We start from the raw sequence: 12,520 nt of genomic DNA on the forward strand, positions 1-12,520 counted from the left end.
GCGCGGGACTGAACGGCTTCTATTTTTCAGGAGAATAATAGGGGAGCAATTACTGGCGGATTTGACCGTCGCCGAACACCACCCATTTCTGCGAAGTTAAGCCTTCCAGCCCGACTGGGCCGCGGGCGTGGATTTTATCGGTTGAAATGCCGATTTCAGCGCCCAGGCCGTATTCAAAGCCGTCGGCAAAACGGGTGGAGGCGTTGATCATCACCGAGCTGGAATCCACGCCGGCGAGGAATTTGCGCGCCAGCGTGTAGTTTTCGGTAATGATGGCATCGGTATGATGCGAGCCGTACTGATTAATGTGCGCAACCGCTTCATCAATGCCGCTGACCACTTTAACCGCCAGAATTGGACCAAGGTATTCGGTATACCAGTCTTCTTCTGTGGCCGGCACAACGCTGCTGCCGAGAATGCGCCGGGTTTCCGCGCAGCCGCGCAGCTCCACCTGCTTTTCCGCATACAGTTCGGCAATGCTCGGCAGGAATTCTTCCGCTACTTTTTCATCGACCAGCAGGGTTTCCATGGCGTTGCATACGCCATAGCGGTGGGTTTTGGCATTCAGCGCAATCGGCAGGGCTTTCTGCAGGTCGGCCTGCGCTTCAACATACACATGGCAGTTGCCGTCCAGATGCTTAATCACCGGCACGCGCGCTTCATTGCTGATGCGCTCGATCAGGCCCTTGCCGCCGCGCGGAACAATCACATCCACATATTCAGACATGGTGATCAGCTGGCCGACGGCAGCGCGGTCAGTGGTATTGATGACCTGCACCGAGGTTTCAGGCAGGCCCGCCGCTTTCAGGCCATGCTGAACCGCTGCCGCAATCGCCCGGTTTGACTCAATCGCTTCCGAACCGCCGCGCAGGATAATCGCATTGCCGGATTTCAGCGCCAGAGAAGCGGCTTCCAAAGTCACGTTCGGGCGCGATTCATAAATCATTCCGACCACGCCCAGCGGCACGCGCATTTTGCCGAGCTGAATGCCGGAGGGGCGGTAGGCCATATCGGTAATTTCGCCAATCGGGTCAGTCAGGCCGATGACGTCCCGCAGGCCCTGCAGCATGCCTTTAAAGCGTGCGGGGCTGAGTTCTAAGCGGTCAAGCAGCGCGCTGTCCAGATTATTGCTGTGCGCCTTCGCCATATCAATCTGGTTGGCTGCAGCAATGGCAGCCTCGCTGTTCTGCAGCGCCGTGTAGATGGCGGAAAGCGCATTGTTTTTGGTCTGGGTAGAAGCGCTGGCTAACACGCGGGATGCTTGGCGCGCCTGCTGTCCTACCGTTTGCATGTATTGTTCAATAGACTGTTGCATAGCGGTTTGATCACTTAGAAATTTCAATTTGATATTAACAGCCTATAACTGCACAATGAAGCAGCAGGATTGAATTTCAGGCAGAAAATGAAAATCTTATTAACAATTTGAAATCGTTTTCTGCGCTAAAAGCGGATGAGTGGCAGCATTAGCAGTTGCTTGTAAAAACCTCTCCTGTATAGAATGAAACGCAGCTGACATTGACGTCATGCAAATAACAACGAAAGAGCAGGATGCTTGCCGCAGGCAGCTCTCATTACTTTTCTGCACAATAAAAATAAGGCAGGAATGGAGGAAAGGAACATGAATTCCATTATCCAAATGGACCCGGACATGCAGGACGCAAGTACGCATTGCAATTTTTTTGACCTATACGATAAAAACAGCTTCAAGCAGCCTGCGCGCACCGCGTGGATTGACGGCTGGAAAATTGAATACATGGCGATCGCCCGGCCGGACACACTGCATATGACGCCGATGGTGATTATCGGCGGCGCATTCCAGAACTTCAATTCCTACAAATACTGCGTTGAGCAGCTGTTCGCTGCCGGCCCGATCATCCTGATTGACTTGCCGTCCATGGGCGCCAACCAGCAGATCAGCAATGTCGATACCGGCGCATCCGCAGGCGTGCTGGAGCTGGAAGACCTGGCCGGCATGCTGGGCGCGTGGCTGGACATGGCCGGCCTGCGCAAGGTTGCGGTTTTGGGCATGTCTTTGGGTTCGGTGGTGGCGTCCTGCCTGGCGCATCAGCGCCCGGAGCTGGTGGAGCGCATGATTTTGATGGGCGTGATGCAGAAGACCCGCAAAAGCTGGCGCATGCTGCTGGAGGAGTCGCTGCACTTAATGAAAGAGCAGCGCATGGATGAATTCGGCCAGGCGGTGATCCTGTATCTGGTCAATCACGCCAAAATGGATCTGACCCGCATGTCGCCGACGGCCAAGCGCCTGTTCTTCCGGCAGATGGCGGAGTTTAGCGCGACCGAGCAGGAGCGCTATGAGATTAACTGCAGCCGCCTGCTGCGCCTGACCAATGTGCCGATTCCGGCATGCGATGTGCTGGTGGCGTGCGGGCAGTATGACAGCTTTACCCTGCCGCATGAAAACGCCAATTTCGCCCTGCAGTGCCCGAATATGCAGTTTGCGATGATCGCCAATGCCGACCATGTGCCGCAGTTGCAGCGCCGCAAGGAAACCATGAATCTGTTCGCGACCTATTTGCGCGGCGAATCCATTCAGGCGCTGGACGGCATTATTGCCATGAGCCGTGAGCAGATGGCGAAAATTGAGCGCCGCGGCGAAGAGCGCATTGGCGTGCAGCAGCCGTTCAGCCAGTTAAGCCACCGCCATTCAGACTTAAGCATTAAAGTTGAAATTGAGGATATGAACTATTTCGGCGTGCTGCTGCAGGTGCAGGAAGCGGGGCGGGCGCACCTGGCGGCGCAGCATCCGCGGGATCTGGCGCTGCATTTGGCCGATGAGGAAGGCGTCTTTAAAATTGAGTGCCTGATTTTTGAAAATTCCGCGCATCAGCTGCGCGCGCTGTTCAAGCATGGCAGTTTTGACGTGGCGGAGCGCCTGCTGCGGTTTGTGCAGCGCCAAAAAGAGCAGACGCTGCTGGAAGCGGTATAGCTTTGTCAGCATCAATCCGCTTTACAGCAAAAAAACAGCGCTAAGCCCGCTGTTTTTTTACGGCCGCATGAATCACCCAGACGAGATCGCCGCTGTGCTCATCAGGGTTCTGAAAGGCAATCAGGTTGCTGCCGTCATTGTTCTGAAAAAACGCCGTTGGCTGAATCACTTCAACGCTGCTGAAGCCGGCATTGCCGAAAAAGGTCTGCACTTCCTGCGGATTGATGAAATGAAAGGTGAAAGAGCTGCGCGACATGACTTTCAGCAGCTTGCTGCTGGTCCAGATGAAGTTTGCCAGCTTATTCTTCACCGGTTCAGGGTAAATGTCGGTCAGGTAATGCAGCGCCTTAAAGTCCTGAGCGTATTCGGTAATGCCCTGCAGCAGCTTATTCAGCAGGGTTTTATCAAAGTAGTTGATCAGGCCCTCGCTGATCACCGCCAGCGGGCGGCCGGGGTCAAAGCCCTGAAAAATCCTTTCAAAGTCCTGCGTGAAAATATCCGCCGTCAGCACCTGCGGCGCCTGCTGGTCCAGCTGCTGCAGGGCCTTGGTTTTAATCTCCGCCATTTCCGGCAGATCCAGCTCGCGGTAGTCCAGCTGCGGAAATTTCTGCCGGAAGTTCCAGCTGCGCGGCGACAGCCCGCAGGCGATTTCCAGAATCTGCAAATCCGGCTGCTGCTGAATCAGCTGGGTCAGCTGATTGTCAATAATGCGGTGGCGCTGCCTGAGCGTGGTGCGCATGCTGCCGCCGACATGCTTTTCCGCCCAGCTTTCCAGCGGATGCAGCAGCTTGGCCAGCATTTTTCCCTTGCCGGTGGCGAATACCGGATGGGAAATGCCCATGCTGTACCAGATATAGCCGGTATAGTGCGCAGTAAACGAAATATGGCGGTGTTCGGACAGGTTTTGAGTCATGAAGGCTGAACCTTGGATATTATTTTAGTTTTGAGATTGGCGCAGTAAAACCGCTGTTTTAATCATCATAATGAAAAAGGAACACCTTGTCGTGTTCCTTTTAAGCCGATCAGCGCATTTATTTAATCAGGCGCTGTATTGATGCTTAAAGTCCAGAATGCGGTCGCGGGTTTGCGCCCATTCATCGCCCAGCTCCAGCGCTGCGCCAATGCTGCGCTGCGGAATGCACCCGCGCATGCGCTCCAGGCGCTGCTGATTCGGCATCGGAAAATCCGCAATGCCGGCCAGCGCGGCGCAGGCCGATTCGCGGCTGTTGCAGACCAGGCCCATGTCGCAGCCGGCATTCAATGCCGCCTGAATGCGGGCATCGGCGCCGCCGGCCACGCAGGCAGCCTGCATGCTCAGGTCATCGGAAAATAAAACGCCGTCAAACTTCAGCTCCTGGCGCAGGATGTTCTGAATCCAGTGCGCAGAGAAGCCTGCAGGGTTCGGATCAACCTGATCATAAATCACATGCGCCGGCATCAGCGCATCCAGCTGCGGCATCAGCTGTATAAAGCTCTGCATGTCTTTTTGGTAGATTTCATCATAAGGGCGCGAATCGACGGCGGCCGCCACATGCGAGTCGGCTTTGACTGAACCGTGGCCGGGGAAGTGCTTGCCGGTTGATGCCATGCCGGCGCGCTTCATGCCTTTCAGGAAAGCGCTGGCCAGCGGAATAATGTCCTGCATGTTTTTGGCAAAACTGCGGTCGCCAATCACATCGCTGACATCATTCAGGTCCAAAACCGGCGCAAAGCTGAAGTCGATGCCGGCCGCCAGAACTTCGGCCGCCATCAGCCAGCCGCACTGTTCAGCCAGCTCAGCCGCTTTTTCCGGTTCAGTTAAGTAAAGCTCGCCAAAGCGCCCCATGGCCGGCAGCAGGGTAAAGCCGTTTTTCAGGCGCTGCACGCGGCCGCCTTCCTGATCTACGGCAATTAAAATATCCGGGCGGACTTGGCGCATATGGTCGGTTAAGGCGCGCACCTGCTCAGGAGATTCGATATTGCGGCCAAATAAAATCATCCCGCCGACTTGCGGCGCCTGCAATAGTTCAATATCTTCTTGAGTCAGTTCTGTGCCAGCAATGTCGAGCATTAATGCGCCAATCATATTCGGGGTCCGTATTCGAATTTTAGGGAAAAACAATACCTGAATTCTGCAATGTTTTGCTACACTTTGTCAGCACAGATTATGATAAAACTACACGACATAAACAGATTAAGTCATTTAAGATTCTGAAAATATTCACATCAAATTGAAAAGTGACAAGGTTATTTGGTTCACAGACCAAGGAAGCGCGACATATTTATGAAACTTCAAACGATAGCTTGCGCCGTTGCACTGGCAACCGGCGGCTTATTTTTTACCCATGTTGTAAATGAAGCGGCTGCTGCGGAAAACGCCGCTGCTGTTTCAAATGCGATTCAGCCCACACAGGCGCAAGCGTTGGTTTCCCGTCAGTTGGCAACTTTGGTGGACCGTCAGCATTATTTGAATCAGCGCCTGGATGCCAATACCTCAAACCGCATTCTGGACTTTTATTTAGACAGCCTGGACCCGGAGCATGCGCTGTTTCTGGCCACTGAAGTGGCGGATTATAAAAAGCGTTTCGGCTCCAGCTTCGGCGCGAACTTAAAGGCCGGAAATTTGTCCGGCCCCTATGAAATTCATGCGCAGTACCGCGCGCGCCTGAAGCAGTTCTACAGCCACATGCTGGCAGAGCTGAAAAAGCCGCAGAATTTAAGCCAGCCGGACGCTTTTATTGAAACTGACCGCGAAAAAGCGCCGTTCTTTAAAACCGAGGCGGAGCAGCGCGCGCACTGGAACAAGATGCTGGTGTCGCAGCTGATCAATTTAACCATCAGCAAAGAAGAAGAGCTGGCCAAGCAGAAAGCCCTGAAAGCCAATCCGGAGCTGGCGAACGGGCAGGATTTGACCGGCCCTGAAGACTTGACGCCGGTTCAGACCCTGACCAAGCGCTATACCCGCCAGCTGGAGCGCATCAGCCGCCTGAAAAGCGATGACGTGCTGGACAAAACCCTGAATGCGATGATGCTGACTTACGATCCGCACAGCAATTATTTCCCGCCTGTAGACGCGATGGAGCTGAACCGCCAGACCACGCTGCAGCTGGAAGGGATTGGCGTATCGATCCGCCCTGAACGCGGCAATGAAGACTACACCAAAATTGAGACCATTGTTGAAGGCGGCCCCGCCAGCAAATCCGGCCAGGTCAAATCCGGCGACCGGATTATTGGCGTAGCGCAGGACGGCGACAAAATGGTCGATGTAATTGGCTGGCCAAGCAATGAAATTGTTGGCCTGATCCGCGGCAAGCGCGGCACCAAAGTGACGCTGCGCCTTTTGGGCGCGGGCGCTGCCATGAGCCAGGCGCGCAATGTCGCGATTGTGCGCGACGTGATTCAGGAAGAGGACGCCGGCGTGCGTTCCCGCACAGTGGAAATTGAGCGCGGCGGCAAAAATCATAAATTCGGCGTGATTGAAATTCCGTCCTTCTACCTGAACTACCGCGCGCGCCGCGCCGGAACCGATTACCGCTCAGTGTCTGAAGACACCAACAAGGCGCTGAAAGCGCTGTCGGCGCAGAAGGTTGAAGGCATTATTGTTGACCTGCGCAACAACCCGGGCGGCTCGCTGGAAGAAGTGGCGCGCATGCTGGGCCAGGTCATCAAGTCCGGCCCTGTGGTGCAGATCCGCGACGGCAACGGCAATGTCAGCGTCTTTGAGGACGATGACGGCGGCGCGCAAACCTATGCAGGGCCAATGGCGGTGCTGATTAATCTGGCATCGGCATCTGCCAGCGAAATTTACTCCGCAGCCATTCAGGATTATGAGCGCGGCATTGTGATCGGCAGCACCACCACAGGCAAGGGCACAGCGCAGGTGCAGCTGGACTCTCTGGCCTATGGCCAGGCGACGCTGACGCAGCGCAAATTCTACCGCGTGACCGGCGGCAGCACCCAGAACAAAGGCGTGGTGCCGGACATTAAGCTGGTGGACATTTACAATGAGGAATTCGGCGAGCGCAAGGCAAAAAATGCCCTGAAATGGGACACCATTCCGACCGCGCCGTTTAAGCGTGAAGGCTCCATTCAGAACTATGTGCCGGATCTGGTGCAATCCTCGCAGCAGCGCGTCAGCGTTGACCCGCAGTTTAAATATCTGGAGCAGCGCACCGCTTTGCTGAAAAAGGCCGATGAGCAGAAGCAGCTGGTGCTGGACCTGCAGCAGCGCAAGGCGGAATTGCTGGATATGGAGCAGAAAACCCTAGATTCGGAAAATGCGCGCCGCCAGACCATGGGCCTGAAGCCGTATGCCAACTGGGAAAGCTATCAGGCTTCACTGGACGCGCTGGTTGAGTCGCGCGCCAAAATGAAGGCCAATCAGCGCCCGGCGCTGCCTGAAGATGAAGCTTTTGTTGCGGAAGCTGCCGGCGTGCTGCTGGATTATGCTGCGCTGCAGGGCAAGGTGAAGGCCGCGTCTTAAGCCTGTCCGGCGCCATCCATAAAAAAACCAGTGAGCTCCGGCTGACTGGTTTTTTTTATCTCTGCAGCGCCAGCATGATGCAGATAAGCATTTGAAGCGATGGCAGTTTTCAGCAGTTTTGCGGCTGGGTTCAGGTTTTTTCCCGCAAAACCGCCGAGCTGCGGCAAAACCGGGAATAAATGCTTGACCAAAGGGAAAGAGTATTAGATTCTAAGTTGATGATTTATTTTGCCGGAAAATCCGCTTTTGCCTTTTTAAGGCTGCAAACTTGAAAATACCGGCCATCTCAATACGGATAAAATAACAGCAATAGCTTATGCGGAACTCTTTTTATGACTCAGATGCCATATGACTACAGTCTTGTATCCGGTTCAGTCATTGCCGCATTGCTTGCATGCTATTTCGCTGTTTCCCTTGAGCAGCTTTTATTCCGCGGCGCGCGGCCGAAATATGAAAAGCTGATCCTGATTTTAAGCGGCGCCCTGTTAGGCGCAGCCATCTGGAGCATGCATTTTATAGAGGTGCTGGCCAGCCAGATGCCGGGCGAGAAATCCTTTGATTACGGCCTGGTCTTTGCCTCCTACCTGATCGCTTTCGCAGCTTCGGCCACGGCCGTCTGGCTGACCACACGCTTTACCCTGCCTTTGCCCCGGCTGATTCTCGGCGCTGTGCTGATGGGGGCCGGGATTGCCGGCATGCATTATGCCGGCATGCTGGGAATGCAGGTTGAGGGCTATGCGCTGCGCTATGATCCGCTGATCGCCGCCTGTTCGGTGCTGATCGCCATCGCGGGTTCAGGGCTGACCTTCCTGCTGGCCTTCCGCACCAAGCAGGTGCGCAAATACCGCGCGGCCGTCAAGTTCGCTGTTGCGCTGATTCTGACGCTGACCATTGTCGCCATGCACTATACCGGCATGGCCGGCATCAGCTTTGTTCCTATGGATACGGCGCATCTGCAGCTGAAGCTGGAGTCCGGCAGCGACCTGAGGCTGCTAACCGTGCTGTTTGTCACCGGGCTGGTGCTGGCGGTTGCATTTTGCGTGGCCCTGCTGGAGCGGCGCCTGGAAGAGCGCAGCCGGCAGCTGTCCAAGGCCAACAGGGAACTGGCGAATCAGGCCGTGCAGGACAATTTAACCAAGCTGCCGAACCGGCTGTTTCTGGCGGAATACGCGCACTTTCTGTTTACCGGCCGCGGCAGCGGGCAGGATCCGGCAGCCTTCATTTATATTGATTTGGACCGCTTCAAGGCGGTGAATGATGTCTTTGGCCATCATATCGGCGATCAGCTGCTGATTCAGCTGGCAAACCGCCTGCACCGGCTGCTGGATGACCAGTCCAAGCTGCTGCGGATTGGCGGCGATGAATTCCTGATGGTGCTGGAAAGCGCCAGCGCGGAACAGGCGGCTTCGGCTGCCGAAAAAATCCTGGCCTTGATACAGGACAGCTTTCAGATTGCAGGCAAGGAGATCAATGTCTCAGCGAGCATCGGCATTGCCATGTATCCTGAGCATGGCAATAACCTGCAGGATCTGCTGATTAATGCGGATGCGGCCATGCTGACCTCCAAATATCAGGGGCGCAATACCTATTCGGTGTTCTGCTATACCGCCGACCAGCAAGAGGCGAAGAGCCAAACCAAGCTGATCAATGACCTGTATAAAGCGGTGGAAGATCAGCAGTTTGTGCTGGTTTATCAGCCCAAATTCAAGGCCGAAGGCCTTCAGGCCTGCGGCGTGGAGGCGCTGATCCGCTGGAGGCATCCGGTTCTGGGCCTGCTGATGCCGAGTATGTTTATCCGCGGCGCGGAAAAAACCGGGCTGATTATCCGCATGGGCTACTGGGCGCTGGAGGAAGCCTGCAGGCAGATTAAGCTGTGGGAAAAAACCCATCCGCAGTTCCTGCCGGTTTCCGTCAATCTCTCGGCGATACAGTTTGAGCATAAGCACCTGTTTTCGACCCTGGAAGAGCTGCTGAAAAAGCATCAGGCCGACCCCAGCCATTTGATGATCGAAATTACCGAATCCACCGCCATGCACCATATTGAAAACAGCATCCGCACCCTGCAGCGCCTGCGCCAGATGGGCATTAAACTGGCGATTGATGATTTCGGCACCGGGCATTCCAGCTTCCTGTATTTGAAAAACCTGCCTGTCGATGAGCTAAAAATTGACAAGGAATTCATTCATGACCTGACGCCTCAGTCCAAAGAAGAAATGATTCTGGAAAGCATTGTGCAGCTGGCGATCAAGCTCGGACTGATGGTGACTGCGGAAGGCATTGAAACGCCGCTGCAGGCCGAGATCCTGACCCGCCTCGGCTGCCAGCAGCTGCAGGGCTACCTGCTGGGGCTGCCCGTGGATGCCCGGCGGCTGGAAAAGGCCGCATCCGGCTACGCGGTTCAGGCATTCAACTGACAGGCAGCGCATCTGAAAGCGCGGGGCATACCTGCGCCATCCTGATCTTTCAGGCTGCGATTTCAGTCGGAAAATCTGCGCAGAATTCTGCTACAATACCGCCAATTTTTTATATTGATCAGATTTGATCTTTTGCACTGCGGGTCTGCAGTAGGTGTCTTTCCATGAGTTTTAAGCAAGAATTGGCGGCGCAGGTCGCTCAGCGGCGTACATTCGCGATCATTTCCCACCCCGATGCCGGTAAAACCACCATGACGGAAAAGCTGCTGCTGTGGGGGCAGGCCATTCAGATCGCAGGGATGGTGAAAAGCCGCAAGTCAGACCGCGCTGCGACTTCTGACTGGATGGAAATGGAAAAAGAGCGCGGCATCTCGATCACCACTTCCGTGATGCAGTTTCCGTTCAAGGACAAAATGATCAACCTGCTGGATACCCCGGGGCATGAAGATTTCTCGGAAGATACCTACCGCACCTTGACGGCGGTGGACTCAGCCCTGATGGTGATTGACGGCGCCAAAGGCGTCGAAGACCGCACCGTGAAGCTGATGGAAGTCTGCCGCATGCGCGACACGCCGATCATTTCATTTGTCAACAAAATGGACCGTGAAATCCGCGAGCCTTTAGAGCTGCTGGATGAAATTGAAAACGTGCTGAAAATCAAATGCGTGCCGATTACCTGGCCGCTGGGCGCCGGGCGCGATTTTGCCGGCGTATTCAATCTGATTGAAGAAAAATTTTACGTTTATAAAGCCGGTTTTGGCTCAACCATCACCGAAATGGAAGTGCGCGACGGCTACGACTATCCGGATTTGCGTGAAAAAGTCGGCGAGCTGGCCTGGGCAGCTTTTGAAGAGTCGCTTGAGCTGGTGCAGCTGGCCAATGAGCCTCTGGACCGCGCGGAGTTTTTGGCCGGGCGCCAGACGCCGGTGCTGTTCGGCACCGCCTTGGGCAACTTCGGAGTTGACCATGTGCTGGATGCATTCAGCAATTATGCGCCGCCGCCGAAAGCGCATCCGACTGAAGTGCGCAAAGTTGAAGCGACCGAAGAGGGCTTCACCGGCTTTGTATTTAAGATTCAGGCCAATATGGACCCGAAGCACCGCGACCGCATCGCGTTCATGCGCATCTGTTCAGGCAAATATGAAAAAGGCCTGAAAATGAAGCATGTGCGCCTGAATAAGGACGTGCGCATCAGCGATGCCTTAACCTTCCTGGCCGGCGACCGCCAGCATCTGGAAGAAGCATGGCCGGGCGATATTATCGGCCTGCATAATCACGGCACCATTCAGATTGGCGATACTTTCACTTCAGGCGAAAGCCTGCAGTTTACCGGCATTCCGCATTTTGCGCCGGAAATGTTCCGCCGCGTGCGCCTGAAGGATCCGCTGAAATCCAAGCAGCTGCAGAAAGGCCTGAAAGAGCTGTCTGAAGAGGGCGCGACGCAGGTCTTCATGCCGCAGAACAGCAATGACCTGATTGTCGGCGCGGTCGGCGTGCTGCAGTTTGAAGTGGTGGCCTACCGCCTGAAAGAAGAATACAAAGTTGACTGCATTTACGAGCCGGTCAGCATCAACACCGTGCGCTGGGTTTCCTGCAGTGACGAAAAGAAATTCAACGAGTTCAAGAAAAAAGCCCATGACCAGCTGTCTGTGGACGGCGGAGGCCATCTGACTTATCTGGCGCCGAGCCGGGTAAACCTGCAGCTGATGCAGGAGCGCTATCCGGATATTCAATTCCGCAATACCCGCGAGCACTGAGCCGGCGGCGCAGCAGAAAAATAAAACAGCTTCAGATGAAGCTGTTTTATTTTGTGGTAAATTTATGGCAATTTAAGCCAGTGCATTAACAACATTATGACCTTGATCAAGGGCGCAGCTGCGCTTTCACTGGCCGGCATGGCGCTGCTGAGCGCCTGTGACAATTCTAAAAAACCGCAGCCGCCGGAAGCCGAACAGAAACCTTCAATTTTTGCATCTGAAAAAGCCGATGTGCTGCCTTATCTGAATATTCAGGAGCAGCCGGCCAAAATTGCTGTGCCGTTCTGCGAAAATAAAAACTGCATCGATCTGGAGATTCAAACCGTGCATACCGCAGATGCATGGCTGAATGCGTGGATTGAGCGCAATCAGGCGCTGGTGGTGCAGGATCAGATCGGGCAGAAGCAGCAGATGAGCCTGCAGCAGGCCATTGACGCCTATGTGAAAAAATCCGATGCCTGGCAGGATGAGCTTCAAGCCAACCGGCCGTATGCCCTGACGATGTATACCCGCGTTCCCTATCAGCGCAATCAGTATGTGCTGCTGCAGCTTGGGGTGGATGCTGCGCAGGAAAACCGCAAAGTCAAAGACCGCCATTACTTTTTTGTCGCCGACCGGCGCGCGCAGAAAAATGTCATGCTGCTGGAGATTATTGATGCTGGGCAGCAGCTGAACATGGATGCCATCGTGCAGCAGGCCTATGCCAAATGGCTGAAAGCGCAGGATGAAGCGGTGCGCGCGGCGGCGCCGAAAAAGCTCTACTGGGGGCAGGCGGACTGGTTTTTTGATCAGGAGGGCATCGGCCTGCATTACCGCACGCATGAAATCGCCAAAGACGGCAGGCAGCTGGACATCTATTTAACCAAGGCGCAAACACAGCAGGTCTTGAAAGCTGCCGTATATCAGCATATGTTCTAAGCCTAGGGCATTGAATATGGAT

9 protein-coding genes are annotated in these 12,520 nt (G+C 54.9%); 5 read left to right on the top strand and 4 right to left on the bottom strand.

Going from position 1 to position 12,520, the window contains the following annotated elements; translation table 11 throughout:
* Window positions 1-49: 49 nt before the first annotated feature.
* Window positions 50-1,315: a glutamate-5-semialdehyde dehydrogenase gene (locus BEN74_RS13355; protein WP_068909444.1), complete on the bottom strand. Its 1,266-nt coding sequence runs from the start codon at window positions 1,313-1,315 to the stop codon at window positions 50-52.
* Window positions 1,316-1,618: 303 nt separating this feature from the next.
* Between BEN74_RS13355 and BEN74_RS13360 the strand changes: the two genes are divergently transcribed.
* On the top strand, window positions 1,619-2,947 hold the full coding sequence (locus BEN74_RS13360; RefSeq protein WP_068909442.1) for an alpha/beta fold hydrolase: 1,329 nt from the start codon (window positions 1,619-1,621) through the stop codon (window positions 2,945-2,947).
* 40 nt (window positions 2,948-2,987) lie between these two features.
* Here the strand turns inward: BEN74_RS13360 and BEN74_RS13365 are convergent, their stop codons facing one another.
* Window positions 2,988-3,860 (bottom strand): class I SAM-dependent methyltransferase, encoded by an 873-nt coding sequence (locus BEN74_RS13365; protein WP_068909440.1) that lies wholly within the window; start codon window positions 3,858-3,860, stop codon window positions 2,988-2,990.
* Between the two features lie 126 nt (window positions 3,861-3,986).
* Window positions 3,987-5,012, bottom strand: a complete 1,026-nt coding sequence (gene nagZ, locus BEN74_RS13370; RefSeq protein WP_068909437.1) for a beta-N-acetylhexosaminidase — start codon at window positions 5,010-5,012, stop codon at window positions 3,987-3,989.
* 198 nt (window positions 5,013-5,210) lie between these two features.
* Here nagZ and BEN74_RS13375 point away from each other — a divergent pair, with 198 nt between their 5' ends.
* Window positions 5,211-7,409, top strand: coding sequence for a carboxy terminal-processing peptidase (locus tag BEN74_RS13375; protein ID WP_068909435.1), 2,199 nt, complete (start codon window positions 5,211-5,213; stop codon window positions 7,407-7,409).
* Here the strand turns inward: BEN74_RS13375 and BEN74_RS13380 are convergent.
* Window positions 7,406-7,576 (bottom strand): hypothetical protein, encoded by a 171-nt coding sequence (locus tag BEN74_RS13380; RefSeq protein WP_162898192.1) that lies wholly within the window; start codon window positions 7,574-7,576, stop codon window positions 7,406-7,408. The genes BEN74_RS13375 and BEN74_RS13380 overlap by 4 nt on opposite strands.
* Window positions 7,577-7,741: 165 nt before the next feature.
* On the opposite strand from BEN74_RS13380, the gene BEN74_RS13385 reads away from it, so the two are divergent.
* The 3 genes from BEN74_RS13385 (at window position 7,742) to BEN74_RS13395 (ending at window position 12,498) form a co-directional block, all read left to right on the top strand.
* Window positions 7,742-9,823, top strand: coding sequence for a putative bifunctional diguanylate cyclase/phosphodiesterase (locus BEN74_RS13385; RefSeq protein ID WP_068909431.1), 2,082 nt, complete (start codon window positions 7,742-7,744; stop codon window positions 9,821-9,823).
* A 164-nt stretch (window positions 9,824-9,987) separates the two neighbouring features.
* Entirely contained in the window at window positions 9,988-11,580 is a 1,593-nt protein-coding gene (locus BEN74_RS13390) for a peptide chain release factor 3 (protein ID WP_068909428.1), read from the top strand.
* A 96-nt stretch (window positions 11,581-11,676) separates the two neighbouring features.
* Complete coding sequence (locus BEN74_RS13395) at window positions 11,677-12,498, top strand: hypothetical protein (protein WP_068909426.1); 822 nt, start codon at window positions 11,677-11,679, stop codon at window positions 12,496-12,498.
* The last annotated feature ends 22 nt before the right edge of the window (window positions 12,499-12,520 follow it).

The sequence above is a fragment of the Acinetobacter sp. WCHAc010034 genome, from assembly GCF_001696615.3.
Classification (GTDB): Bacteria; Pseudomonadota; Gammaproteobacteria; order Pseudomonadales; family Moraxellaceae; genus Acinetobacter.